The following is a 24,099-nucleotide window of genomic DNA, read 5'->3' as shown; positions in this document are numbered from 1 at the left end:
AAAACAAAACATCTGCAATCCCCTCCCGATTTATAAAAAACAGGAAAAGGCATTGCAGATGATTTATCTTTTGCTGGCTCGCCCTCTCCGTCACCTTCGGTGCCACCTCTCCCAAAGGGAGAGGCCTTGGCATAACGATGCACTTTGCGTGGACTGCCAAAGGCTCCCACTTTGGGGGAGCTGGCATCGCGTCAGCGATGACTGAGAGGGCGAGGATGCTGGCAATAAAATAGCGCTCTTACAGTTCCTGCGTCTCGAAGCCGCTGCCGGTAAGCACCTGCACGCTGGTAAAGCCTGCAGCCTTGATGGCGGCGGCAGCTTCGTCAAAGCCGTAGGTCAGGCTGTTGATATCATGAGAATCAGAAGTGATGATGACCTTGCCGCCCATCTTCTGCCACTCGCCCAGCAGCCACGGGCCGGGGTAGAAGTCCTTGCGGTAGCCGCGGTACACGCTGCCGGTGTTCACTTCCAGCAGGCAGTCGTTTGCCTTTGCGGCCTGCAGTGCCTTGAGGGCAGCGGCCTTGTAGCGGGGCGACTCTTCGTCGAAGAACTCACCGTTGGCATTCAGCTTCTTGATGAGGTCGATGTGGGCCAGAATATCCGGCTTGAGGGCAGCAACCTTTTCCACCTCGGCAAAGTAGGCTTCCACAGCGGCAAGGGGGTCTGCGTCAAAATCATCGTTGATGCAGTCCCACAGGTCCTGCGGGCGGAAATCGATCTCGTAATACTTGCCGGTGTTCTTGCCGTACAGGTGGTGTGCGCTGCCGATCCAGTAATCGTAGCCGGTGCGCTTATCCTCGCTCAGGATATCCCACTCGATGCCGCACAGGATATCCACCTTGCCCTTGTACTCAGTCTTGAGCTTTGCAATGGTGGCCTTGTACTGGGCGGTGCGGCTGGGGCTCATGCAGTATTCGCGGTCGCGCTGGGTGTAGCTATGGCCGGTGAAGCCCAGCGTGGTCAAGCCCTGCGCACATGCAGCACTTGCCATATCCTGCAAGGTATTTTTGCCATCGCACATGGTGGAGTGGCAATGGACACTGGACTTCTTATAATCTGCCATCGTTAATTCACTGCATCCTTTCCTGTTTGACCTTGTGGTCAATGACGTGACGTTTTTCCAGTTCACGGGTCACATCTTCCACCGTGATGCCGGCGCTGACCATCAGCACCAGAACATGGTAGGCAAGATCGCTGATCTCGTAAACGGTCTCTTCCTTATCCTCTTTTTCGCCCGCAATGATGACCTCGGTGCACTCTTCACCCACCTTTTTCAGGATCTTCTCCTTGCCCTTCTCGAACAGGTAGGTGGTGTAGCTGCCCTCCTTGGGGCTATCCTTGCGGCCCTTGATGAGCTGGTACAGGCCCTGCCAGCTGAACTGCTTCAGCTCCGGCGAGACGTATACTTCGTTGAAAAAGCAGCTCTCGGCGCCGGTGTGGCAGGCGGGGCCGGATTTGACCACTTCCACCACCAGTGCATCGGCATCGCAGTCGGCGGTGATGGACACCACCCGCTGCACATTGCCGCTGGTCTCGCCCTTACGCCAGATCTCCTGACGGCTGCGGCTCCAGAACACAGTGCGGCCCTCGGCAATGGTGAGCGCCAGCGTCTCGGCGTTCATGTATGCGAGGGTGAGCACCTCTTTGGTGTAGTGGTCCTGCACGATGGCAGGGATCAGGCCCTTTTCATCAAATTTCAGATTCATAACGGTTCTCCCTCCCCGGATGGGGATATTACTAGTTTAGCGTATTCGGTGCGCAAACGCAAGAGTTTGCGGGTTGTTTTTGCGGAAATCCAGTTTCGCGTTACGGCTTTTCCCCGCGCCGGGGAGAAACACCCCGGCGTTACAGCCGCATCTCCACGCCGTTTGCGTTGAGGTATTCTTTCAGGTCGCGGATGGTCAGCAGCTTCTGGTGGAAGATGCCCGCCGCAAGGCCTGCGTCGATGCCCTTGTGGTGGAACAGCTCCAGAAAGTCTTCCTTTTTGCCTGCGCCGCCGCTGGCAATGATGGGTACATTCACCCGCGCCGCAACTGCATCCAGCATCTCAAGGTCGAAGCCGCTGCGCACGCCGTCGGTATCGATGCTGTTCAGGCAGATCTCGCCCGCGCCGTGGTCCACGCACCAGCTGATCCAGTCCAGTGCATCCCGGCCGGTGTCCTCGCGCCCGCCCTTGGCGAACACCCGGAACTGGCCGTCCACCCGCTTCACATCGGCAGAGAGCACCACGCACTGATTGCCGTAGCGCTGTGCTGCCGCCGGGATGAGGTCAGGGTTTTTGAGTGCGCCCGAGTTGACGCTGACCTTATCCGCACCGCACTTGAGCACCCGGTCGAAGTCTTCCAGCGTATTGATGCCGCCGCCCACCGTGAGCGGGATAAAAATTTCGCTGGCGACGCGGGTCAGGATATCCGTGAACAGTGCCCGCCCCTCGAAGCTGGCGGTGATATCGTAGAACACCAGCTCGTCGGCACCGGCAGCGTTGTACATGCGGGCCATTTCCACCGGGTCGGCCACATCCCGGATGCCTTCAAAGTTCGTGCCCTTGACCACGCGGCCATTGCGCACATCAAGGCAGGGAATAATGCGTTTGGTGATCATGTCGTTTCCCCTCCGTTCACTCCTGTACCAGCTGCACGCAGCGCGCAAGGTCCAGTGCGCCGGTGTACAGGCTCTTGCCTAAAATGGCAGCGGCAGTGCCCATTTTTTTCAGTTCCAGAAGCTCTGCTTCGGACGAGATGCCGCCGCTGGCCGTAAAGGCCACGCCGGGCACCTCTTTGGCAAGCGTGCGGTACAGGCCCAGATTGGTGCCCCTCATGGCACCGTCGCAGGCAATGTCCGTGTAGATGATGGCGGTGCATCCGGCATCTGCCAGCCGCTTGCAGAAGTCCACGCCCGGCTCGGCGCTCACTTCCTTCCAGCCATGGATGGCCACATAGCCGTCCTTTGCGTCCACACCCACGGCAATTTTATCGCCGTATTTTTTCAGCATCCGGGCGGTAAAGGCAAAATCCGTCACCGCCACGCTGCCAAGGATGCAGCGGCCCACGCCGAGGGAAAGATATGTTTCAATGCGCTCCTCGGTACGGATGCCGCCGCCCACCTCAATGTATAAGCCGCCCTGTTTTGCCAGCGCGGCAATGGTATCGTAGTTGGAAAGGGTGCCGTCCTTTGCGCCGTCCAGATCGACGACGTGCAGATTTTTGGCCCCCGCTGCAAGGAACTCCCGCGCCTGTGCACAGGGGTCCTCGCCGTAGACGGTCATGCGGCTGTAGTCGCCCTGCGTCAGGCGCACCACCTTGCCGCCCCGCAGGTCAATGGCTGGAAAAAGCTGCATAATTTTTCTCCTTACAATTCCGCAAATGCCTTCAAAATTCGTAGTCCGGTATCGCCGCTCTTTTCCGGATGGAACTGGGTGCCGTACACCCTGCCTGCCCGCACCGCGCCGGTGACGGGAATGGAATAGTCGCTCACAGCCAGTGTACTCTCCGTACAGTTCTTGCCGTAGTAGCTGTGGACGTAATAGACGTATTCTCCCTCACGGATGTACTTGAACAGCGGGTCGTCCTTTACAATGTGCAAGGCGTTCCAGCCGATCTGCGGCACCTTGAGCGTTTTGTCCGCAAGGTCTGGCTCCAGCGGGCAGACCTCGCCCTTCACAAAGCCGAGGCCTTCGTGCTCACCGTACTCGTAGCTCTTTTCAAACAGCAGCTGCATGCCAAGGCAGATGCCCAGCAGCGGCTTCTTTTCGGCTTCTTCTTTGATGACCGGCACAAGACCCGTTGCCTCCAGCTTTGCCATGGCATCGGCAAAAGCGCCCACGCCCGGCAGGATGAGCCGGTCGGCTTTGCGGATGGTGTCCGCATCCGCAGTCACAACGGCTTCCAGTCCCAGCTGTTTCAGGCTGGACTTCAGGCTGAACAGGTTGCCCACGCCATAATCGATAATTGCGATCATACCAGCAGTCCTTTCGTGGAAGGAATTTCGTCCTTGTGGGCTTCGTCAATCTTCACGGCCGCGCCCAGTGCATGGCCTGCGCCCTTGAAGCAGGCCTCGAGGATGTGGTGTGTATTTTCTCCCGCAAATTGTACAAAGTGGATCGTGGCGGGCACGCTGCGGGCAAAGCCCAGCCAGAATTCCTTAGCACACTCCACGTCAAAATCGCCCACCTTTTCGGTGCTGCAATGGACGTCCCAATTCAGAGTGCAGCGGCCCGAAAGATCGACGGCGCACAGGATCAGCGCTTCATCCATGGGCAGATAAAAGCTGCCGTAGCGCTGGATACCGCGCATATCGCCCAGCGCCCGTGCAAAGGCCTGACCCAGTGCAATGCCCACATCCTCGGTGGTGTGGTGGTAGTCCACCTGCACATCGCCGTGGCAGGTGAGCACTAAGTCAAAACGGCCATGGCGGGCGAACAGCTCCAGCATGTGGTTCAGAAAGCCGCACCCGGTGTCCACCTCGTAGCGGCCGGTGCCGTCCAGATCAAGGGTAAGGTCGATCTGGGTCTCATTGGTGTTGCGTTCCAGCGAGATCATTCGGTTCGGCATGGTTCATTCCTCCATGATCTTATCCAGCGTTTCCATAAGCGTCTGCATCTGTTCCGGCGTGCCAATGGTGATGCGCAGCCAGTTCTGGATGCGGGGCGCGTCAAAATGGCGCACCAGAATGCCATTTTTCTTCAACTCTTTGTAGAGTGTTCCGCCGTCTTTCCTGTTGGTACTTGCAAACAGGAAGTTGGAGCGGCTGTCCAGCACGGCAAATCCGCGCTGTTCCAGCTGTTGTTTTGTCCATGCGCGGGTGTCCACGATGGCGGCGCGGGTCCTGTCAAAATAAGCGGTATCTTCCAGCGCAGCCTGCCCGGCCTTCAGGGTCAGGCGGTTGATGTTGTAGGGGTTCAGGCTGAACTTGACCCGGTTCAGGTCGGCAATGAGCTTTGCATTGCCCATGGCAAGACCCAGACGCGCACCGGCCAGCTGCCGGGACTTGGAAAAAGTCTGCACCACCAGCAGGTTCTCGTACTGGTCGATGAGGGGCACGCAGCTCTCGCCGCCAAAGTCCACATAGGCCTCGTCCACGATGACCACATTGTTCGGGTTTGCCTTTAAGATGCCCTCAATTTCCGCCCGGGGCAGTGCAATACCGGTGGGGGCGTTGGGGTTTGCAAGAACGATGGTCTGGTTCAGGCCGTAGTAGTCCTTCGGGTCAAGGGTGAAATCCTCTTTCAGCGGGATGATGTGGCTGGGAATGTGCATCAGTCCGCACCACACGCCGTAGCAGCCGTAGGTGATGTCGGCATAGGCCAGCGGGTGGTCTGCGTCGCAGAAGGCACGCAGCGCAAAGAAGAGGTTCTCGTCGCTGCCGTTGCCGGGCATGATCTGCTCCGGCTGCAAACCGAAGTGGGCTGCGGCCGCCTTGAGCAGGTCGGCACAGGCGGGGTCGGAGTAAAGGCGCAGCTTTTCCACCTCGTGCTCGCTCACGGCAGCGATCACCGCCGGGGAGGGCAGATAGGGGCTTTCGTTGGTGTTCAGTTTGATGTACTGCTGATCCTGCGGCTGCTCACCCGGGGTGTAGGGGGTGACAGCGGCCAGCGTGGGAGAAAGGAATTTACTCATGGTTCAAATCCTCACTTTTCATACCGGATGGTCACGCTGCGGGCGTGGGCGTGCAGGCCCTCGCGCTCGGCAAAATCGGCGATGCGGGGGGCTACTTCGCCCAGCGCTTCCCGGGTGTAGTAGAGGAAGCTGGACTTTTTTACAAAGTCGTCTACGCCCAAGGGGCTTGAGAAGCGGGCGGTGCCGCTGGTGGGCAGAGTGTGGTTGGGGCCTGCAAAGTAATCGCCCAGCGCTTCCGGCACGTTGCGGCCAAGGAAAATGCTGCCTGCGTTTTTGATCTCGTTCAGCACGCCGAAGGGGTCCTCCACGCACACTTCCAGATGTTCCGGTGCAATGATGTTGCAGGCTTCAATGGCCTTGTGCAGGTCGGTGCAGAGGATGATCTTGCCGTTGTCGTCCACGCTGGCGCGGGCGATGGCGGCACGGGGCAGCTGAGGGATCTGCACCTCCAGCTCCGCCTGCACGGCCTTGGCCAGCTCCGGGCTGTCGGTGACGAGGACCGGGCTTGCCAGTTTGTCGTGCTCGGCCTGACTCAGCAGGTCCGCCGCCACCCATGCGGGGTTACAGCCGCCGTCGGCCAGCACCAGAATTTCGCTGGGGCCTGCGATCATATCGATGCCCACCTTGCCGAACACCTTGCGCTTGGCGGTGGCAACGTAGATGTTGCCGGGGCCAACGATCTTATCCACCGCAGGGATGCTCTGGGTGCCGTAGGCGAGAGCCGCCACAGCCTGTGCGCCGCCGGTCTTGAAGATCCTGGTCACGCCTGCGGTGGCAGCGGCGGCAAGGATGACCGGGTTCACCCTGCCGTCCTTTCCGGCGGGGGTGGTCATGACGATCTCGGATACGCCTGCCACCTTTGCCGGGATCACGTCCATGAGCACGGTGGAGGGATAGGCCGCCGTGCCGCCGGGCACATAGACACCGGCCTTTTCAATGGGGGTATATTTCTGGCCAAGCACGATGCCGGGCTTGTCGTTCACCACAAAATTCTTGTGCACCTGCTGGCGGTGGAAGCTCTCGATGTTGGCAGCGGCTTCGCGCAGCGTTTCGAGGAAGTAGGGGTCCATGCCCGCAAAGGCTTCGTCGATTTCCTCCTGCGTCACCTGCAGGGCATCGATCTTCGCGCCGTCAAATTTCAGCGCATAATCCTTCAGGGCATCGTCGCCCCGGGCGCGCACATCGGCAATGATGCCGTCCACCACATCCTCCACGTTCTTTTCCGCGCGGATGTCGCGGTTCAGAATCTCTTCGGGCTTCAGCTCGTCAAAGTTATACAGCTTGATCATTTTGCTTCCTCCTTGTTCTGCAGTTCCGCCCGCAGCTTTTCCAGCATGGTGTCCATTTCGGCGTGCTTGAACTGGTAGCTGGCCTTGTTGGCAATGAACCGGGCCGAGATGGGCATGAACTCGGTGACCACCTTCAGGCCGTTCTCCCGCAGGGTGGTGCCGGTCTCCACGATATCCACGATGACGTCCGAAAGGCCCAGAATGGGGGCCAGCTCAATGGAGCCGTTCAGCTTGATGATATCGATGTCCCGCCCCATGGATGCGTAGTAGCTCTTTGCAATGTTGACGAATTTGGTGGCCACCCGCACCGGGCGGCTGGGGTCGTCTTGGTAATCGGCCGGGGCGGCAACGCACATGCGGCATTTGCCAAGGCCGGTGTCCAGCAGCTCATACACATCGGCAGAAGCCTCTGTGAGGATGTCCTTGCCCACGATGCCCACATCGGCGGCACCGTGCTCCACATAGATGGCAACGTCGCTGGGCTTGACGAGGAAGTAGCGGATGCCGGCCTCCGGGTTTTCCACCACCAGCTTGCGGGTGGCGTTGTAGTCCTCCGGGCAGCCGTAGCCGATGCCCGCCAGCAGGTGATACACCTTATCGCCCAGACGGCCCTTGGGCAGAGCCACGTTCAGCATCACCCTGTCGGTGCTGTTCTTCTGCACCGGCGGCAGCGGGGCGCTCAGGCGGTCCAGCTCGTCCAGATAGACCGCAAAGCCGATGGCACCGGCACCGGGGGTGAACTTCTGCATCAGCAGGTCGTAGCGGCCGCCCTTGAGCAGGGGGCGGGGCAGGGCTTTCAGGTAGCCCTGAAACACAAGGCCGTTGTAGTATTCCATCTCACCGGCCAGCGTCATGTCCAGCCGGATCACGCCGCCCGCCTTTTCCAGCGGCACAGCCAGCGCTTCCAGCTCGGCCACCGCCGCGCGCATGGCGTCGTTGCGGCACAGGGCAGCAACCTTTGCAAGGGTATCGGCATAGCTGCCGCAGAGGTTCAGCACGCTGCACAGGGTATCGGCGGCATCGGCAAGACCGGCGGCTCCGGCTGCAGCCCGCAGCTCGTGGGCGTTTTTCTCCCGCAGCTTTTCCAGCAGCTTTGCGCGGGCGGCATCCGGCACGCCCAGCGCGTCGAACAGGCCGAACAGGTAGCCCATGTGGCTCACTTCCAGCACCCACTCGGCCCCCAGCGCATCCAGCGACCGCGCCGCCAGACACACCGCCTGCTGCACCTGTGCTTCGCCCACCGCGCCCAGCATCTCAAGGCCCATCTGGCTGATCTCTTTAAAGGTGTGGCTCTCGGCGGAAGGGCGGTAGACGTTCTCGTGATAGTAGTAGCGCAGGGTCTCGCCGGGGGCGGGCTGCGCCGTCTTGGCAATGGAGAGGGTCACGTCCGGCTTGAGGGCCAGCAGACGGCCGTCCAGATCGGTAAAGGTAATGACCTGTTCGGACGACAAAAAACTGCGGTTCTCCTGATACAGGCCGTACTCCTCAAACCGGCCCATATGATACTTGCGGCAGCCCGCCGCTTCGTACAAGGCTCGCAGCGCAAAGGAGGCGCGCTCCTTGGGCTGCAGGTTTGCAATGCTGAATTCCATTGTCGGTTCCCCCATTTCTTACTTGAGTTTATTTTACTTTATCTCGGTAAAGTTGTAAAGTAGGAAAGTGACGGTGTTTCCAACTCAATGATACGATTTTTCTGTGCGTTTGTACAGGGAAAAGAAAAAAGGAGCCGTCGCATGGCGCAACAGCTCCTTTTCAGCACGCATATTTACCCAAGCAGCTCCAGCACACTGGCCTTCGGGCGGGCACCCACGGCCTGACGCACCAGCTTGCCCTGCTCAAACACCAGCAGAGTGGGGATGCTCATGACGCCGAACTCCCCGGCCAGCTCCGGCTGCTCGTCCACATTCACCTTGCCCACCTTCACATCGGTGCGCTCCTCAGCTACCTCGTCCACAACGGGGCTGAGCATGCGGCAGGGGCCGCACCAGCTGGCCCAGAAGTCCAGCAGCACAGGCTTTGCGCTCTGCAGCACCTCCTGCTCAAAATTTTCTTTCGTGATCGTAACAACTGCCATATTTCTACCTCCTGAAAGGGTTCGTTCGTGGTTGTTCTTATGGCATCAGTATACCCAAAACGCCAGGGCTTTTCCGTAACCGGGTCACATTGGGGCGCAAAAAGGGGCTGCTGCACATCGTTTTGAACAAACGTGCAGCAGCCCCTTCAGCTTTTGTGAGATTCCGGCAGCTTTATTTGCCCAGCATTTCGTGGGCAGTCTTGCAGATGGTAGCGGCATCCAGACCGTACTCACGCAACAGGTCCCATGCAGGGCCGGAGCAGCCAAACTTGTCCTGCACGCCCACACGGCGCACAGGGGTGGGCAGCTTTTCGCTCAGCACGGCGCAGACGGCCTCGCCCAGACCGCCGATGACGTTGTGCTCCTCGGCGGTGATGACCTTGCCGCATTCCTTTGCAGCCTTGAGGACGATCTCCTCGTCCAGAGGCTTGATGGTGTGGATGTTGATGACCCGGGCATGGATGCCCTCGGCAGCCAGCTGTTCCGCGGCAATGCGGGCTTCGTTGACCATCAGGCCGGTGGCGATGATGGCAATGTCGCCGCCCTCAGTGATCTGCTCACCCTTGCCGATCTCGAAGTGATAGTTCTCGGCATCGTGGAACACAGGCACAGCCAAACGGCCAAAGCGCAGGTAGACGGGGCCTTCCATTGCGTAGGCAGCACGCACAGCGGCGCGGGCCTCCACATCGTCGGCGGGGCAGATCACGGTCATGCCGGGGATGCTGCGCATGAGGGCAAAGTCCTCGCAGCACTGATGGGAAGCGCCGTCCTCGCCCACCGAGATGCCGCCGTGGGTGGCACCGATCTTCACGTTCAGGTGGGGATAGCCAATGGAGTTGCGCACCTGCTCGAAGGCGCGGCCGGCGGCGAACATGGCAAAGCTGGAAACAAAGGGTACGTAGCCCATGGTGGACAGGCCCGCAGCCACGCCCATCATGTTTTCCTCGGCAATGCCGCAGTCAAAATGACGATCCGGGTAAGCCTTGCGGAACATGCCGGTCTTGGTGGCAGCGGCAAGGTCTGCGTCCAGCACCACCAGATCCTCGTGGCCCTCTGCGGCCAGCTCCTTCAGGGTGTTGCCGTAGCTTTCACGGGTAGCGATCTTTTTCACATCTGCCATCTTAGTTTTCCTCCTGCTCCAGCGCGGCGTATGCGGCGTTCAGTTCCTCAATTGCGATCTTGTACTCGTCATCGTTGGGGCCCTTGCCGTGCCAGTCCACAGAGTTGGTCATATAAGAAACGCCCTTGCCCTTTGTGGTGTCCATGATGATGCAGGTGGGCTTTACAGTCTCTGCATGGAACGCCTGCATGGCGGCTTCGATCTGGTCGTAGTCGTGGCCGTCGATGGTGACAACATTGAAGTTGAAGGCCTTCAGCTTCTCTTCCAGCGGGGCGCTGTTCATCACGGTCTCGGTGGTGCCGTCGATCTGCAGGTGGTTGCGGTCCAGCACAACGCACAGGTTGGAAAGGCCGTAGTGTGCGGCAAACATGAAGGCTTCCCAGCACTCGCCCTCTTCCACCTCGCCGTCGCCCAGGATGGTGTAGACGTTGATGGGCTTACCAGCGTGCTTGGCACCCAGTGCCATGCCGCAGGCGGCAGACACGCCCTGACCCAGACTGCCGGTGGACATATCCACGCCCGGGGTCTCGTTCATGTTGGGGTGGCCCTGCAGATAGCTGCCGATCTTACGCAGGGTCTTGAGGTCTTCCACCGGGAAATAGCCGCGCTCTGCCAGCGCTGCATACAGTGCCGGTGCAGCATGGCCCTTGGACAGCACCAGACGGTCGCGGTCGGCCATCTTGGGATCCTTCGGGTCGATGTTCATTTCCACGAAATAGAGGTAGCTCAGCAGCTCGGCGATATCCAGACTGCCGCCCGGATGGCCGCACTTTGCGCTGTGCGTGCCCTCGATCACGCCCATGCGGATGTGGCAGGCGTGCTTGGCCAGAGTAAGTTTTTCTGCATTTGTCATGATGGTCCTCCCGTATGAACCTCAGATTTGCACATGTTCAAAAAAGCCTTTCGTCAGCGCCGGTGCAGTCCTGCTGCCCGCAGCGCGCTCTTTTTCAAGTTTATATTAGCTATTCTATGCAAAAAGGTCAAGCTTCTTCATGCAAAATGTACACACACGGGGAAATATTCATGGAAATTTGCCGCTTTTTGGTCAAATTGCAGGCTTTTTGCCGTATCTTGACAAAGCCAGAGGCATCTGCTATATTTTTCACAGATTCCGGCACGAAGCCGGGTGTGCGGACAGAAGCCCGTGTTCTCCATCCTGATGGAGCATTTTATCCACCGCTGCGCTTACGCAGCGGTGCAGAGCAAAACCCACAGGGGGCCTTTGCGTTCTGCCATCTTATTTTTGCTGCTATAGACACCACGAAGGGGTCTGCCGTTGGCTTGTAAGCCGGGCAGACCCCTTTTTTGTCTGGCCAAAGGAGGAAGCTTTTTATGAAAACGAACCCCCATTCCACCACCCGCAGCCTCGTGCTGGCTGCACTGTTCCTTGCACTGGCCTTTGTGCTGCCCATGATCACCGGCCATGTGCCGCAGGTGGGCAACATGCTGTGCCCGATGCATTTTCCCATTCTGCTGTGCGGCTTTGTGCTGGGCGGTCCATGGGGCCTTTCCGTGGGCTTCATTGCTCCGCTGGTGCGGTCGGTGCTGTTCGGCATGCCGCCGATGTTCCCCATCGCCATTGCCATGGCCTTTGAGCTGGCCGCTTACGGCCTTGTGTCCGGCGTGCTCTGGCACAAGGTGAAGCACACCGTGCCCATGATGTACGCTTCTCTTGTCACCGCCATGGTGGCAGGCCGTTTGGTCTGGGGTGCGGTACGCTTTGTGCTGGCCGGCCTGACCGGTTCCAGCTTCCCGTTCAGCGCGTTTTTGTCCGGTGCGCTGCTCACCGCCGTGCCGGGCATCGTGGCTCAGTTGGTGCTCATCCCGCTGATTTTGGTGGCTTTGCAGAAGGCAAAGGTCATCGACTGACAAAAAATGGCTGGCATCGCAGGATGCCAGCCATTTTTTTGCTCTTTTAATTCTTCTTGCCGCTCAGGAACTCCGGCAGGGGCTTGCCCTGCTTGCGCCACTGATGGTACTCTGCCGTAGCAGCGAACTCCACGTCACCGGCAGAGTTCAGGGCAGTCTCAACAGAGTCCTGCACCACGCCGATGATGAAGCCGACGCCCACCATCTGCATGGCGACATCGTTGGAGATGCCGAACAGGGAGCAGGCCATGGGGATCAGCAGCAGGGAACCGCCGGCCACGCCGGAAGCACCGCAGGCCCCCAGAGCGCTCATGGCGCTCAGCACGATGGCTGCAGGCAGAGACACCTGAATGCCCAAGGTGTTAGCAGCAGCCAGCGTCATGATGGTGATGGTGATGGCGGCACCGTCCATGTTGATGGTAGCACCCAGCGGGATGGAGACGGAGTACATATCCTTGTCCAGACCCAGCTTTTCGCACAGGGCCATGTTCACGGGGATGTTGGCGGCGGAGCTGCGGGTGAAGAAGGCGGTCAGGCCGGACTCACGCAGGCAGCGGAACACCAGCGGATAGGGGTTGCAGCCCAGATAGAGGAACATGATGAGGGGGGAGACGATGAGGGCCATGAACAGCATGGTGCCCACCAGCAGGGCCAGCAGCTTGCCGTACTGGGTAAAGATGGCAAGGCCGTTGCCGGAAACATTGGTGTAGACCAGACCCATGATGCCGAAGGGTGCCAGATTGATAATCCAGCGCACGATCTGGGAGACCGCATCGGCGGTGTTTGCCATAAAGGTCTTGGTGGTGTCAGAGCCGATCTTCTTCATGGCCACGCCGAACATGCAGGCCCAGAACAGGATGCCGATGTAGTTGCCGCTCATGATGGCACTGACGGGGTTTGCCACAAAGTTGGTGAGCAGAGTGCCCATCACTTCGCCCAGACCCTGCGGCACCACGTCCGACTGGGCAGCGTCTGCCAGCACGACCGTGACCGGGAACATAAAGCTAGTCACCACTGCGATGGCAGCAGCCAGAAAGGTGGTGAGCATGTACAGCCAGATGACCGTGCCGAAGCGGCGGTCCAGCTTGGAAGAACCCTGTGCCAGAGCACTTGCCACAATCACGAACACCAGCACCGGGGCGATGCCCTTCAGTGCGCCAACGAACAGGCTGCCCAGTTCACCCACCCAGCCTGCACCGGGGGCCACCAGAGCCAGCACCGCACCGATGATCAGACCGATCAGAATGCGAACGATCAGGCTGATGCCGTTGTAGCGGGCAACTGCCTTATTCAACGTTTTCATATAGACACTCCTCTTTCCTATTGTACGCCAATGGCGCACAGCTTCCTGTCTCTTACACAAGGACGGGTGTTATTATAGCACATACGGCAGAGAAATGAAAGCATTTTCAGACATTTTTCGTTCACAAATTTGCATTCAGGTCGGTGCCCATGGGGTTTTTCTGTCAATCTGTATTTGTAGCAAGGACAGGTTTGCTTTTCAGGAAAAATAAAAGGGGCTGTTGCGCAAGGATAAAATCCAGTGCAACAGCTCCAGAGGTTTTTGTATTTTTATGCTTCCAGCGGCTGGGTGGGGGCAAGCTTCTGGTAGGCAAAGCGGGGCGAGCCGTCTGCCACATGGATGATGCCGCAGCGGGTAAAGCCGTTCTTTTCCAGCAGATGCTGCATGATCTTGTTGTCGGCGTGGGTGTCGGCACGCAGGCTCTGGCAGTGCTCCATGCTCCAGTCCAGCACTGCCGATGCCACGCCCTTGTGCTTTCCGGCCGATGCCAGACGGTGCACCGTGCCATAGGGCAGGGTATCGTCCAGCCACTGGCCGTCCTCAATGGCGGCATAGGTGGGGTCTGCCCCCAGAATAAATGCAAATACGGCCTCGATCTGTCCGTTGACCACATAGAGGAACAACCGGTTCGAGTCGATATCCTCCTCCAGCAGTTCCTGCGGCGGGAAATCATCCCCCCATTGGGTCGGGTTGCCGGATTCCTTCATTGCGGCACGGGCATGGGCATAGATCTTCAGGATCTGCGCAAGATCACCTCTCACTGCTCCACGAAACATTCCATTCCACCTCGTCTTTTCTGTGCTGCGCTCGGTTCGGCACAGCACTTTGAGAATTGTTCTTATTGTACTACAAATTACCATAAAAATCCAGTTCCCGCACCAAAGTACCTTAAACTGCTCCAAAACGGCAAAAAGCAGGGGCTGCTGCACTTTCGGCTAAAACGATGTGCAGCAGTCCCTGCTTTTAGAGCAAGTACCTTATGCGCTGGCGCGGCCATGGCCGGTGCGCACCAGCCGGTATTCCCGCGGGCTGAGACCATACCGCTCGTGGAACAGGCGGTAGAAATAGCTGGTGTTCTCGTAGCCCACCAGAGAAATGATCTGCTGGATGTTCATGTCGCTGCGGCGCAGCAGGCGGGCAGCGGTCTCCATACGGTGCTTTTGCAGCAATTCCTTATAGGTGCGTCCGGTCTGGGCACGCACGCACTCGCTGACATATGCCAGCGAAACGCCGTACTCCCGTGCCACGTTGGAAAGGCTTGCTTCGCGGTAATTCTGGGTGATCTCTTTGAGTGCCGCCTGCACCAGTGCTTCGCGGCTGACCGTCTCGCTGCGTGCTTCCAGCGGAAAATGCTTCATCTGTGTCATTTTGATCTTCCTCCATAAAGGTGCGGCGGGCGGGGACTGGGGGAAGCCGGACACCCGCCGCACAGAGATCGCAGGCCCTTTGCCGGCCCTTACACTTCTGATACGAACCGGCCTGCCGGAATATTGCAGAAAGCTAAAAAACTTTTATTATTTTTCGTCCACGAGTTTCGTCTTACAGAAAAAGACCGCTTCCGCACCGGGCAGAAACGGCCTTTTTCAGGAGAAATAAAGAAAACACGAACCCTCAAAAATGAGGAAGGGAAATGCTCAGAACATGCTCTCGTCCTTATAGCGGCCGGTGCGCACGAACTGCACCCACTCGGCCACATTCACGGCGTGGTCGCCGATGCGCTCCAGATACTTAATGACCATCAGCAGGTCCAGCGCTGCATCCACCTTGCCGGGATCTTCGGCGATCTCCTGCGCCAGCTGATGCTTGATGGCATTGAAGTCGTAATCCACCTCGTCGTCTGCGGCAATCACCCTGCGGGCGGCATTTTCGTCCTCTGCCGTCAGGGCATCGAGGGCATCCAGGATCATCTGGTGGGCCTTTTTGCCCATGACAATGGCCTGACTTACCGCCGGGTCGCCCTCTTTGCGGACGGTAACAAGGTGGGGGATGATCTCGGCGATGTCGGCGGCATGGTCGCCGATGCGCTCAATATCCGTGACCACCTTCATGGCAGTGGAGATGCGGCGCAGATCGCCTGCCACCGGCTGCTGACGCAGCAGCAACGTCATGCAGCGGTGCTCGATATCCCGCTCCATATTGTTGATGCGGGCATCCCCCTTCACGATGGCCGCAGCTGCATCGGCATCAGCAACGCAGAGCGCTTCCAGAGCGTTCTCCACGGCATCGGCAGAGTTGCGGCCCATTTCGGTCAGCGAATTTTTCAGCGATTCCAGATCGGTGTCGTACTGTTTACGGATACTCATAGCTGTTTCCTCCTTTAACCGAACCGACCGGAAATGTAGTCCTCGGTGCGTTTATCCTGCGGTGCGCTGAAGATCTGCGCCGTGGGGCCCACTTCCACCAGCTCGCCCAGCAGGAAGAAGGCGGTGCGGTCGCTGATGCGGGCCGCCTGCTGCATGTTGTGGGTAACGATGACCACCGTGTAGTTCTTCTTCAGCTCACTCATCAGCTCCTCCACCTTCATGGTGGAGCCGGGGTCCAATGCGCTGGTGGGCTCATCCATCAGCAGCACTTCGGGCTTCACCGCCAGTGCGCGTGCGATGCACAGACGCTGCTGCTGTCCGCCGGAAAGGCCCAGCGCGCTCTTTTTCAAGCGGTCCTTCACCTCGTCCCACAGGGCCGCGCCCCGCAGGCTGCTTTCCACCAGCTCGTCCAGCTCAGCCTTATTGCGCACGCCGTGCAGCTTGGGGCCGTAGGTGATATTGTCGTAAATGCTCATGGGGAAGGGATTGGCCTTCTGGAACACCATGCCCACCCGGCGGCGCAGGTCGGTAAGCTGCATTTCCCGGGCAAAGATATCCTCGCCCTTGAGCCGCACATCGCCCTCGATGCGCACATTCGGCACAAGGTCGTTCATGCGGTTGAGGGTCTTTAAAAAGGTGGATTTGCCGCAGCCGGAAGGGCCGATGAGAGCGGTGATCTCCCGCTCGCCCACGTCCAGCGAGATGCCTTTCAGCGCCTTGAAGTCGCCGTACCAGAGGTTCAGGTCTTTTGCCGATATCACCGGCACATTCGTGTTTTCCATAGAGTACCTCATTGTTGAATTGGAACAACCCTCTCAGTCACGCCTGATGGCGTGCCAGCTCCCCCGAAGGGGGAGCTTTTTCCACTTTCGGCTCACTCCGCAAGAGCTCCCCCCTCGGGGGAGCTGGCATTGCGCAGCAATGACTGAGAGGGTTTCTTCTCTTTTACTGTTTCTGTTTCAGCCCGGTCTTTGCCAGCCGCGCCGCAAGGTTGATGGCCAGCACCAGCACCAGCAGCACCGCACCGATGCCCCATGCGGAAGCGAAATCGCCGTCCTCAAAGGCACGCAGGTACAGCAGCACCGACAGGGTGGCACCGTTGGAGGTGTAGGCTTTGGCCACGCTCTTGGCAATGACCTCTGCGGCACCGGCGGTGAAGAGCAGGGCGGCACTTTCGCCCACGATGCGGCCCACAGCCAGAATGCAGCCGGTCACGATGCCGTCGATGCTGCAGGGCAGCACGATGGTGCGGATGATGTGCCACTTGCCTGCACCCAAGCCCATGGCACCCTCCCGGTAGCCCTGCGGCACCGTCTTGAGGGATTCCTGCGTGGTTCGGATGATGGTGGGCAGGTTCATAACCACCAGCGTGAGTGAACCGGACAGCAGACAGGTCTGGAAGCCCAGTGCCTGACTGAACACCAGCATGCCCACCAGACCGTAGATGATGCTGGGGATGCCCGCCAGCGTTTCGTTGGTGAACTCGATGACCTCGATGAGCCGCCGGTTGGAGGCATACTCGGTCAGGTAGACCGCCGCGCCCACGCCCAGAGGCAGTACGATCAGTAATGTCAGCGCAATGACATACAGTGTGTTGAGGATGGCAGGCAGGATGCCGTCGGTCTTTTTCAGCACACTGGCAGTGGTAGAAAGGAACTTCCAGCTGATGTGGGGGATGCCCCGCACCAGCACCATGCCGATGATACCGGCCACCAGAACCATCACCAGAACGGCGCTGGCCCAGACCAGTGCGGTCATCACCCGGTTCCACATCTGACGGGAAGGCGAAAGGCCCTTATTCATCCAGGCTTCCTCCCTTCAGCACAACGTTCAGCACAACATTGATGACCATGATAAAGACGAACAGCACCAGCGCAATGCTGAACAGCGCCTGCCGCTGCAGACCGCCGGCATAGCTCATCTCCTTGGCGATGGCAGTGGTCAGGAAGGTGACGCTGCGGAAGGGACTGTCCGGCATGTTGGGGCTGTTGCCTGCCACCATCATCACCGCCATGGCCTCGCCGATGGCACGGCCGATGCCCAGCACAACGCCTGCGGCAATGCCGCTTTTGGCTGCCGGAATGCTGATCTTGAACCATGTTTCGGTGTCGGTGGCACCCAGTGCCAGACTGCCCTGCTCATACTCCGGCGGCACGGCGTTCAGTGCCGTGACCGACACGGACACAATGCTGGGCAAAATCATGATGGAAAGCACCACGATTGCGCTCAGCAGGCAGGCACCGGAAGCCTTACCGAAGGTCTTTGCCACGGCGGGCACCAGCACCTGCATGCCCAGCAGGCCGAACACCACGCTGGGGATGCCGGACAGCAGCTCGATGGCGGTGACCACCACGGTGCGCAGCTTGGGGTCGGCGGCCTTGGAGAGGAACACCGCCGTCAGCAGGCCGATGGGCACACCGATGATGGCAGCGCCCAGCGTGCCGTAGATGCTGGAAAGGATAAAGGGCAGGATGCCGAACAGCGGCTGGGCCGCCGTGGAGGCCCACTTTGTGCCGAACAGGAATTGGAACAGGCCGATCTTGTGGATGGCCGGCACGCCGGAGACCACCATGTACACCGAGATGAGCACCACGCAGCCCACAGCCAGCATACCGCACAGGAAGAAGATGAAGTTCATCACCGCTTCCAGCCATTCGGCGGGGGTGCGGGGCAGCCGCACCCGGCTCAGATAGGATTTTTTGTTCATAGCTGAAATCCTTTATAAAAGCCGCGTCGGCCCGCAGAAACGGCAGCCCGACGCGGCAGGGTATTTTGTGAACGGCCTCGCCCTCTCCGTCACGGCTTACGCCGTGCCACATTCCCCTTTTTGTCGCTGCGCGACATCTTCCCCCGGAACGGGGGAAGTCTTTCCTCAAAGGGGGAGGCTTTGGCAGTCCACGCAAAGTTTGCGGTTTTGCCAAGGGCTCTCCCTTTGGGAGAGCTGGACGCGAAGCGGCCTGAGAGGGCGAGCCCGCTAACCGTTACTCGTTCACCGGCACAGCGCCTGCGGTGCGGATGAGGTCGGCAGCGTCCTTGCTGGTGGCAAAGTCCACAAAGGCCTGTGCCTGCTCAGACAGGGCCACGCTCTTGTTGGTGACGAACACGAAGGGACGCTGGATCTTGTAGCTGCCGTCCTTGACGGTATCCTCGCTGCACTCCACACCCTCCACGGTGACCATGGCAACGGTGTCGCCCACAGCGGACAGGGAAGCGTAGCCGACAGCCAGAGGGTTGGCCTCCACAGCGCTGATGACTGCGCCGGTAGCGGTCAGCTCCTGTGCGTACTTGCAGCCGTCCTTCACGTCCACGATGCTCTCAAAGCCATCGCGGGTGCCGGAACCGGCCTCGCGGCCCACCAGAACGATCTCGCCGTCGTCGCCGCCCACATCCTTCCAGTTGGTGATCTCGCCGGTGAACATCTGCTTCAGCTGTTCTACGGTCAGGTCTGCCACCTTGCTGGCCTTGTTGACAACGATGGCGATGCCGTCCAGAGCCACGGTGGTGCCGTCCACGTCGTTCTTCTCGTCGTCCTTCAGGGCGCGGGAGGACAGGCCGATGTCCAGCGTCTTATCGGTAGCACCGGTGATGCCTGCGCCGGAACCGGTGGGGTCGTAGCTGACGGTGACACCCGGCTCCACCTCGGCAAAGCCCTCGGTCAGGGCAGCGATGACGTTCTTCATAGAGGTAGAACCGCCGGTAGCCACATTGCCGGACAGGGTGCCTGCAGCGGTCTCAGCAGCGGCAGAAGAAGAGGTGGACTCCGCAGCAGAGGATGCCACAGTGGAAGAGGCTGCGCCGCCGCAGGCGGTCAGAGCCATAGCTGCAGCAGCAGCGCCGCAGACAGTGATAAACGAACGACGGGTGATCTTTTTCATAACCCTTTTCCTCCAATAAATGCCGAAATGCATTTTCGGCCGATGTTTTCTTGTTTTGATGTGTTTTCCTTGGGAACGGCCTTATTGTACCGCACCGCCGTGTGCGCTGCGACCATGTACGCGCAAAATGAAGGTAAAGCTTTTGCACAGGCTCCGGCGGCTGTGTCAAGCCTGCGTAAAGCCGGCATGAAAAGCCTGTACTCAAATTTTACAAACAGGATAAATATGCCGAAAATGCCATTTTCTGGCTGGGCAAAGTGACAAAAAAAGAAGGTGCTCCATAGGGAGCACCTTCCGTTTTGATCGTCGTCTAATATGATCCGTGTTCAGAATCAATCTGCGGACGTCGGGTCTGTATTCAGCACAAGGAACGTTTGATCCTTTTGTACGATATACAGCTTTCCCTCTACATTGTTGAGCTTGACCGTTACCTCCACCGGGGTTCCGGCGGCGATCTTCTTATAGGCTTCCTCTGTCGGGATCGTCATTTCGACCTCGACGGTCGCCTTGCTCATAAACCAATTCAGGCCTGCAAAATTCGACATCTTAAGGCTGCCGGTCGGTTTGTCTGTATTCAGAGAAACCGTGTCGATCTTACCCGTAAACATTCCTTTACAGGGCAGTTCCTGGAATGTGCCTCCCGCATTCTTATCAAATGTAATATCTGCCTTTGCCGTGATCTTATACGAAGAGCCGCCGGTGCCCTGTACTTCTGCATGTGTATTCGCACTGTACAGTTTCACCGTATATGCGCCCAGCTTCACCTCATCGGCCGCAGCACTTCCACCGCCGCAGCCGACCAGCACGCCGGACAAAGAGATTGCTGCAGCCGCAGCTGCTGCGCCCTTCATAAAGGTACGCCGGGTCATTTTTTCTGCCATAATATTGCCCTCCTCTAAAAGCATTTTGCTGTGCTTTTAGCGTACCACTTTTTGGGAGTCTGTCAACAAAAATATGACAAAAAGGCGCTCTGTACACATAATTTGCACAGAGCGCCTTCTGCTCAGCAGTATTTTGTTCCGTCCGGGCAGTAGAACTGCACGTACTTCTGCCACTCGGTCTCGCTGATGGTACGGCGGTAGCAGTCCACCAGTGCATCCACGGCCTGCCGGTCCGCAAAGGTACCGGCACCCGGGCAGTCCAGCACCAGAATGCGGAACCATGCATCGAACAGGTGCTCGGTGAATCCGGTGTCCCGCGCGCCGCACCGGGCGTAAAAGCCCAGCCGCCGCACAGCCATAGCTTCGTCCTCCGCCTTATCCGGGCATTCGGCCTCAATGAGGATGGCCTGCGCACCGCGCTCATGCTGCGGCAGGTCGGCCAGCAGCTGCGCGCCCAGCCCTGCAGCACGGTATTCCGGCAGCACGGCAAAGTAATCCAGCTGGCTCACCCTGCTGCCTGCCGGGCGCACCATGAGCAGGTACGCCGCCAGTGTTTCGCCGTCGAACACGCCCCATGTGTGGGCGGTGCCGTCCGCTTCGCTGTTCAGGATCATGCTCAGGGGCTTGAGCTCCGTGGGCGGAAAGTCCCGCCGCATTTCGTCCAGATAGACCCTCGTCAGTTCTTTTTCGTTCAGTTTTCGCCAGCTGTACACTTTGCTCATGGTTTTTCCTCCCGCATCTGCCTTTTGTACCAGTATAGCACACTCCGCGCGGGAACGCAAAAAGCCGCCGGGAGCGGAAGGCTCTGCCCTTCTCCCGGCGGCTTTTATGGGAATACGGGATCAACCAGTCTCCCGCACAAACTCCGTTCAGAATGCTGTATGCGTTACAGCATCTTCTTCAGCTCGTCGTACACGAACTGGACCTTGGTGCCGATGATCACCTGGCAAGCGTTCTTGCTGGGGCGGATGACACCGGCAGCACCAGCGGCCTTGACAGCCTTCTCGTCCACCTTGGCGTTATCCTTGACCTCAAAGCGCAGACGGGTTGCGCAGTAACCAACTTCCTTCACGTTCTCCTTGCCGCCGACAGCAGCCAGAACAGCGGAAGCGACTTCGGTGTAGTTGTTGTTTGCCAGAACGACCTTCTTCTCGGCCTCTTCGTCGTCCTCGTCCTCACGGCCGGGGGTCTTCAGGTCATACTTGGTGATGGCAAAGTAGAACACTGCGTAGAACACCACGAAGGCTGCGATGCCCAGAGGAATGATCATCCAGGTCTTGGCAGCTGCGGGCAGGGAAGCAGAGAACACCAGGTCGGTAGCACCTGCGGAGAAGCAGAAGCCGGCACGGAAACCGGAGTAGTAGGTGATGATGGTGAAGATGCCGTACAGAGCGGAGTACACAACGTACAGCGGGAAGCACAGGAACATGAAGCCGAACTCGAAGGGCTCGGTAACGCCGCAGACGAATGCGCAGATGGCAGCGGAAACGACCAGACCGATGGCAGCCTTCTTGTTCTTAGCGGTCTTGACCATAGCCAGAGCAGCACCGGCAATACCGAACATCATGCAGGGGAAGAAGCCGGACATGTACATGCCAAGGCTCCAGCCCACATCAGCAGAGGTCTCGCCAGCCCAGAAGTGGGACAGGTCGCCCAGACCGATGGTGTCGAACCAGAACACGTTGTTCAGAGCGTGGTGCAGGCCGGTGGGGATGAGCAGACGGTTCAGGAAGGCGTAGATGCCAGCGCCGATGCCGCCCATGCCTGCGATGCCGTTGCCGATTGCGACCAGTGCACCGAAGATCAGCGGCCAGACGAACAGCAGAACAACGGACACCAGAATGGAGATCAGACCGGTTGCGATTGCAACGAAGCGCTTGCCGGAGAAGAATGCCAGCCAGTCAGGCAGCTGGATATCCTTGAACTTGTTGTAGCAGGCAGCGCCCACAATAGCGGCCAGAATGCCGATGAAGGAGTTGCCGGCGACCTTCTGGAAGGCGATGTAGGTAGCAGTGCCTTCTTCCAGATGACGGACCATGCCGACCACACCGGGGTTCAGCAGCTGCTGCATCATCAGGAAGCTGACCAGACCGGCCAGACCTGCGGTGCCGTCGTTGTCAGCAAGGCCGACAGCAGCACCAATGGCAAACAGCCATGCCATGTTATCGATCAGAGCGCCGCCTGCCTTGACCAGCAGGAAGCCAACGGTATAAGCTGCGCCGGAAGTTGCTGCACCGGGAACGCCCATAACGCCCGGAGCAAGGGCATAACCAAGACCCATCAGGATGCCGCAGATCGGCAGGACCGCGACGGGAAGCATCAAAGCTTTGCCCAGTTTCTGGAGATACTTCATCATAAAGCACATTCCTCCTTAAGAAATGTTTGTGTTTACAGACGCCTCTGGTTGCAGGCCGTCCATAATTCCGTAATAAAATATTAACATACTTTTGCAAAAAAAGAAAGTCCCTTTCGCCTTTTTTCTATCAAAATGCATCAAAAGTCCTCATTTGGCAGTTTTTCAGTCGATAATTTTTGTTTTTTCCGCGCAAGAGTCGTCTTTGTGTTGAAAATTCTTTTCTTTTTACGTACATTTTGCCCAAAGGCTTGCATCCCACAGCCGAATCGGGTACTATACTATTATAAAGAACATGCGCCCTCTCAGGCCGCTTCGCGTCCAGCTCTCCCAAAGGGAGAGCCCTTGGCAAAACCGCAAACTTTGCATGGACTGCCAAGGCCTCCCACTTTGGGGGAGGTGGCATTGCGCAAGCAATGACGGAGAGGGCGAGGATGCAAAATAAAAGGAGACAGCATTATGGAATGGACTGATATCCGCCTGACCGTGGCCAAGGCCGATGCCGACAACGCCGAAGCCGTTGCCACCATGATCGCCGAGGGCGGCATCTATATCGAAGACTACAGCGACATCGAGCAGCAGGTGGCCGAGATCGCCCATGTGGACCTGATCGAACAGGAGCTGCTGGACAAGCCCCGCGATACCGTTATCATCCATATGTATCTGGAGCCGGGCGCTTCCCCCGTGGAAACGCTGGCCCTCATTGCTGCCCGCATGGAAGCTGCAAACATCGCCTACACCGTGGAGACCGAGGGCGTAGAGCAGGAGGACTGGCAGAACGGCTGGCGCAAGTATTACCACCCTATGGAGATCGGCAAACGGCTGGCGGTGGTGCCCTCGTGGCAGCAGTACGACACTGACCGGGTGAAGCTGATCCTTGACCCGGGCCTTGCCTTCGGCACCGGCGGCCACGAGACCACCAGCCTGTGCATGGAAGCGCTGGACGAGCGGGTGACCGGCGGCGAGCGGGTGCTGGACATCGGCACCGGCAGCGGCATCCTTGCCATTGCGGCGCTGAAGCTGGGCGCTGCTGTGGCCGAGGGCGTGGACATCGACCCTGTGGCCGTACGCACCGCAGGCGAGAACGCCGCGTTGAACGGCGTGCAGGACAAGCTGACCGTGCTGGTGGGCGACCTTTCCGATAAGGCCAGCGGCAAATACGACATCATCACCGCCAACATCGTGGCCAACGCCATTCTCAGTCTGGCATCGGCTGTGCCCGGCCTGATGGCCGAAGGTGCCATCTTCATCGCCAGCGGCATCATCGACAGCCGCAAGGACGAGGTGATCGCCGGACTGGAAAAGGCCGGTCTCGCCGTCGTGGAAGTCAAGGAAAAGCGCGGCTGGGAGTGCATCGTCTGTAAGAAGGCGTAAGGAGAACCCTCTCAGGCGCTGACGCGCCAGCTCTCCCGAAGGG

The 24,099-nt window shown here is 58.9% G+C and carries 26 protein-coding genes; 3 read left to right on the top strand and 23 right to left on the bottom strand.

Going from position 1 to position 24,099, the window contains the following annotated elements; genetic code table 11:
• Positions 1-238: 238 nt before the first annotated feature.
• The 12 genes from DWV57_RS03735 to DWV57_RS03680 all read right to left on the bottom strand — a co-directional run bounded on the left by DWV57_RS03735 (position 239) and on the right by DWV57_RS03680 (position 10,951).
• On the bottom strand, positions 239-1,063 hold the full coding sequence (locus DWV57_RS03735) for a histidinol-phosphatase HisJ family protein (RefSeq protein ID WP_044953902.1): 825 nt from the start codon (positions 1,061-1,063) through the stop codon (positions 239-241).
• Between the two features lie 7 nt (positions 1,064-1,070).
• On the bottom strand, positions 1,071-1,706 hold the full coding sequence (gene hisIE, locus DWV57_RS03730; protein ID WP_005943640.1) for a bifunctional phosphoribosyl-AMP cyclohydrolase/phosphoribosyl-ATP diphosphatase HisIE: 636 nt from the start codon (positions 1,704-1,706) through the stop codon (positions 1,071-1,073).
• A gap of 139 nt (positions 1,707-1,845) precedes the next feature.
• Complete coding sequence (hisF, locus tag DWV57_RS03725) at positions 1,846-2,601, bottom strand: imidazole glycerol phosphate synthase subunit HisF (protein WP_005943642.1); 756 nt, start codon at positions 2,599-2,601, stop codon at positions 1,846-1,848.
• 16 nt (positions 2,602-2,617) lie between these two features.
• A complete protein-coding gene (hisA, locus tag DWV57_RS03720) occupies positions 2,618-3,337 on the bottom strand; it encodes a 1-(5-phosphoribosyl)-5-[(5-phosphoribosylamino)methylideneamino]imidazole-4-carboxamide isomerase (RefSeq protein ID WP_097774582.1) in 720 nt (239 codons plus the stop codon).
• A gap of 11 nt (positions 3,338-3,348) precedes the next feature.
• Positions 3,349-3,957 (bottom strand): imidazole glycerol phosphate synthase subunit HisH, encoded by a 609-nt coding sequence (gene hisH / locus DWV57_RS03715; protein WP_120019997.1) that lies wholly within the window; start codon positions 3,955-3,957, stop codon positions 3,349-3,351.
• Positions 3,954-4,550 (bottom strand): imidazoleglycerol-phosphate dehydratase HisB, encoded by a 597-nt coding sequence (gene hisB / locus DWV57_RS03710; RefSeq protein ID WP_120019996.1) that lies wholly within the window; start codon positions 4,548-4,550, stop codon positions 3,954-3,956. The genes hisH and hisB overlap by 4 nt, the downstream gene beginning before the upstream one ends.
• 3 nt (positions 4,551-4,553) lie before the next feature.
• On the bottom strand, positions 4,554-5,615 hold the full coding sequence (gene hisC / locus DWV57_RS03705; protein ID WP_120019995.1) for a histidinol-phosphate transaminase: 1,062 nt from the start codon (positions 5,613-5,615) through the stop codon (positions 4,554-4,556).
• Between the two features lie 11 nt (positions 5,616-5,626).
• Positions 5,627-6,904, bottom strand: coding sequence for a histidinol dehydrogenase (hisD, locus tag DWV57_RS03700; RefSeq protein ID WP_118527609.1), 1,278 nt, complete (start codon positions 6,902-6,904; stop codon positions 5,627-5,629).
• On the bottom strand, positions 6,901-8,496 hold the full coding sequence (gene hisG, locus DWV57_RS03695) for an ATP phosphoribosyltransferase (RefSeq protein WP_120019994.1): 1,596 nt from the start codon (positions 8,494-8,496) through the stop codon (positions 6,901-6,903). Before hisG ends, hisD begins: the two co-directional genes overlap by 4 nt.
• Positions 8,497-8,669: 173 nt before the next feature.
• Positions 8,670-8,978: a thioredoxin gene (gene trxA / locus DWV57_RS03690; protein ID WP_097776904.1), complete on the bottom strand. Its 309-nt coding sequence runs from the start codon at positions 8,976-8,978 to the stop codon at positions 8,670-8,672.
• Positions 8,979-9,150: 172 nt separating this feature from the next.
• A complete protein-coding gene (locus tag DWV57_RS03685) occupies positions 9,151-10,098 on the bottom strand; it encodes a transketolase family protein (RefSeq protein WP_120019993.1) in 948 nt (315 codons plus the stop codon).
• 1 nt (position 10,099) lies between these two features.
• The gene (locus DWV57_RS03680) at positions 10,100-10,951 is read right to left on the bottom strand and encodes a transketolase (protein ID WP_120019992.1); all 852 of its coding nucleotides are present in this window, start codon (positions 10,949-10,951) and stop codon (positions 10,100-10,102) included.
• A gap of 14 nt (positions 10,952-10,965) precedes the next feature.
• On the opposite strand from DWV57_RS03680, the gene DWV57_RS14330 reads away from it, so the two are divergent.
• Both DWV57_RS14330 and DWV57_RS03675 read left to right on the top strand, forming a co-directional pair.
• On the top strand, positions 10,966-11,385 hold the full coding sequence (locus tag DWV57_RS14330; protein WP_133303633.1) for a hypothetical protein: 420 nt from the start codon (positions 10,966-10,968) through the stop codon (positions 11,383-11,385).
• 45 nt (positions 11,386-11,430) lie between these two features.
• On the top strand, positions 11,431-11,967 hold the full coding sequence (locus tag DWV57_RS03675; protein ID WP_120019991.1) for an ECF transporter S component: 537 nt from the start codon (positions 11,431-11,433) through the stop codon (positions 11,965-11,967).
• A gap of 46 nt (positions 11,968-12,013) precedes the next feature.
• Here the strand turns inward: DWV57_RS03675 and sstT are convergent, their stop codons facing one another.
• From sstT to DWV57_RS03620, 11 genes are all read right to left on the bottom strand, one after another.
• Entirely contained in the window at positions 12,014-13,261 is a 1,248-nt protein-coding gene (gene sstT / locus DWV57_RS03670; RefSeq protein WP_347562372.1) for a serine/threonine transporter SstT, read from the bottom strand.
• A gap of 278 nt (positions 13,262-13,539) precedes the next feature.
• Positions 13,540-14,046: a GNAT family protein gene (locus tag DWV57_RS03665; RefSeq protein WP_118527597.1), complete on the bottom strand. Its 507-nt coding sequence runs from the start codon at positions 14,044-14,046 to the stop codon at positions 13,540-13,542.
• Positions 14,047-14,247: 201 nt separating this feature from the next.
• The gene (locus tag DWV57_RS03660) at positions 14,248-14,637 is read right to left on the bottom strand and encodes a helix-turn-helix transcriptional regulator (protein ID WP_118527595.1); all 390 of its coding nucleotides are present in this window, start codon (positions 14,635-14,637) and stop codon (positions 14,248-14,250) included.
• A 267-nt stretch (positions 14,638-14,904) separates the two neighbouring features.
• The gene (gene phoU / locus DWV57_RS03655) at positions 14,905-15,573 is read right to left on the bottom strand and encodes a phosphate signaling complex protein PhoU (RefSeq protein WP_118527593.1); all 669 of its coding nucleotides are present in this window, start codon (positions 15,571-15,573) and stop codon (positions 14,905-14,907) included.
• 14 nt (positions 15,574-15,587) lie between these two features.
• Positions 15,588-16,355, bottom strand: coding sequence for a phosphate ABC transporter ATP-binding protein PstB (gene pstB, locus DWV57_RS03650; protein ID WP_005943706.1), 768 nt, complete (start codon positions 16,353-16,355; stop codon positions 15,588-15,590).
• Between the two features lie 163 nt (positions 16,356-16,518).
• On the bottom strand, positions 16,519-17,376 hold the full coding sequence (pstA, locus tag DWV57_RS03645; protein WP_120019989.1) for a phosphate ABC transporter permease PstA: 858 nt from the start codon (positions 17,374-17,376) through the stop codon (positions 16,519-16,521).
• A complete protein-coding gene (gene pstC, locus DWV57_RS03640; RefSeq protein WP_120019988.1) occupies positions 17,369-18,280 on the bottom strand; it encodes a phosphate ABC transporter permease subunit PstC in 912 nt (303 codons plus the stop codon). Before pstC ends, pstA begins: the two co-directional genes overlap by 8 nt.
• A gap of 274 nt (positions 18,281-18,554) precedes the next feature.
• Positions 18,555-19,448: a phosphate ABC transporter substrate-binding protein gene (locus DWV57_RS03635; RefSeq protein ID WP_097776898.1), complete on the bottom strand. Its 894-nt coding sequence runs from the start codon at positions 19,446-19,448 to the stop codon at positions 18,555-18,557.
• A gap of 332 nt (positions 19,449-19,780) precedes the next feature.
• Complete coding sequence (locus DWV57_RS03630) at positions 19,781-20,329, bottom strand: twin-arginine translocation signal domain-containing protein (protein ID WP_165853654.1); 549 nt, start codon at positions 20,327-20,329, stop codon at positions 19,781-19,783.
• Positions 20,330-20,451: 122 nt separating this feature from the next.
• Entirely contained in the window at positions 20,452-21,051 is a 600-nt protein-coding gene (locus DWV57_RS03625) for a GNAT family N-acetyltransferase (protein WP_120019986.1), read from the bottom strand.
• A 164-nt stretch (positions 21,052-21,215) separates the two neighbouring features.
• Positions 21,216-22,685, bottom strand: a complete 1,470-nt coding sequence (locus DWV57_RS03620; protein ID WP_120019985.1) for a PTS transporter subunit EIIC — start codon at positions 22,683-22,685, stop codon at positions 21,216-21,218.
• 456 nt (positions 22,686-23,141) lie between these two features.
• Between DWV57_RS03620 and prmA the strand changes: the two genes are divergently transcribed.
• Positions 23,142-24,056: a 50S ribosomal protein L11 methyltransferase gene (gene prmA, locus DWV57_RS03610; protein WP_120019984.1), complete on the top strand. Its 915-nt coding sequence runs from the start codon at positions 23,142-23,144 to the stop codon at positions 24,054-24,056.
• Positions 24,057-24,099: the final 43 nt, after the last annotated feature.

This window comes from Faecalibacterium sp. AF10-46, assembly GCF_003604105.1.
Lineage (GTDB): Bacteria > Bacillota > Clostridia > Oscillospirales > Ruminococcaceae > Faecalibacterium > Faecalibacterium taiwanense.
Note: the sequence above shows the minus strand (reverse complement) of the source record. Positions and strands in the feature narration are given on the sequence as shown.

Bases quoted from the DNA above. Each gene is read 5' to 3' on its own strand.
- DWV57_RS03735 (WP_044953902.1), bottom strand. From the start codon at position 1,063: ATGGCAGATTATAAGAAGTCCAGTGTCCATTGCCACTCCACCATGTGC.
- hisIE (WP_005943640.1), bottom strand. From the start codon at position 1,706: ATGAATCTGAAATTTGATGAAAAGGGCCTGATCCCTGCCATCGTGCAG.
- hisF (WP_005943642.1), bottom strand. From the start codon at position 2,601: ATGATCACCAAACGCATTATTCCCTGCCTTGATGTGCGCAATGGCCGC.
- hisA (WP_097774582.1), bottom strand. From the start codon at position 3,337: ATGCAGCTTTTTCCAGCCATTGACCTGCGGGGCGGCAAGGTGGTGCGC.
- hisH (WP_120019997.1), bottom strand. From the start codon at position 3,957: ATGATCGCAATTATCGATTATGGCGTGGGCAACCTGTTCAGCCTGAAG.
- hisB (WP_120019996.1), bottom strand. From the start codon at position 4,550: ATGCCGAACCGAATGATCTCGCTGGAACGCAACACCAATGAGACCCAG.
- hisC (WP_120019995.1), bottom strand. From the start codon at position 5,615: ATGAGTAAATTCCTTTCTCCCACGCTGGCCGCTGTCACCCCCTACACC.
- hisD (WP_118527609.1), bottom strand. From the start codon at position 6,904: ATGATCAAGCTGTATAACTTTGACGAGCTGAAGCCCGAAGAGATTCTG.
- hisG (WP_120019994.1), bottom strand. From the start codon at position 8,496: ATGGAATTCAGCATTGCAAACCTGCAGCCCAAGGAGCGCGCCTCCTTT.
- trxA (WP_097776904.1), bottom strand. From the start codon at position 8,978: ATGGCAGTTGTTACGATCACGAAAGAAAATTTTGAGCAGGAGGTGCTG.
- DWV57_RS03685 (WP_120019993.1), bottom strand. From the start codon at position 10,098: ATGGCAGATGTGAAAAAGATCGCTACCCGTGAAAGCTACGGCAACACC.
- DWV57_RS03680 (WP_120019992.1), bottom strand. From the start codon at position 10,951: ATGACAAATGCAGAAAAACTTACTCTGGCCAAGCACGCCTGCCACATC.
- DWV57_RS14330 (WP_133303633.1), top strand. From the start codon at position 10,966: ATGAACCTCAGATTTGCACATGTTCAAAAAAGCCTTTCGTCAGCGCCG.
- DWV57_RS03675 (WP_120019991.1), top strand. From the start codon at position 11,431: ATGAAAACGAACCCCCATTCCACCACCCGCAGCCTCGTGCTGGCTGCA.
- DWV57_RS03665 (WP_118527597.1), bottom strand. From the start codon at position 14,046: ATGTTTCGTGGAGCAGTGAGAGGTGATCTTGCGCAGATCCTGAAGATC.
- DWV57_RS03660 (WP_118527595.1), bottom strand. From the start codon at position 14,637: ATGACACAGATGAAGCATTTTCCGCTGGAAGCACGCAGCGAGACGGTC.
- phoU (WP_118527593.1), bottom strand. From the start codon at position 15,573: ATGAGTATCCGTAAACAGTACGACACCGATCTGGAATCGCTGAAAAAT.
- pstB (WP_005943706.1), bottom strand. From the start codon at position 16,355: ATGGAAAACACGAATGTGCCGGTGATATCGGCAAAAGACCTGAACCTC.
- pstA (WP_120019989.1), bottom strand. From the start codon at position 17,376: ATGAATAAGGGCCTTTCGCCTTCCCGTCAGATGTGGAACCGGGTGATG.
- pstC (WP_120019988.1), bottom strand. From the start codon at position 18,280: ATGAACAAAAAATCCTATCTGAGCCGGGTGCGGCTGCCCCGCACCCCC.
- DWV57_RS03635 (WP_097776898.1), bottom strand. From the start codon at position 19,448: ATGAAAAAGATCACCCGTCGTTCGTTTATCACTGTCTGCGGCGCTGCT.
- DWV57_RS03630 (WP_165853654.1), bottom strand. From the start codon at position 20,329: ATGGCAGAAAAAATGACCCGGCGTACCTTTATGAAGGGCGCAGCAGCT.
- DWV57_RS03625 (WP_120019986.1), bottom strand. From the start codon at position 21,051: ATGAGCAAAGTGTACAGCTGGCGAAAACTGAACGAAAAAGAACTGACG.
- DWV57_RS03620 (WP_120019985.1), bottom strand. From the start codon at position 22,685: ATGATGAAGTATCTCCAGAAACTGGGCAAAGCTTTGATGCTTCCCGTC.
- prmA (WP_120019984.1), top strand. From the start codon at position 23,142: ATGGAATGGACTGATATCCGCCTGACCGTGGCCAAGGCCGATGCCGAC.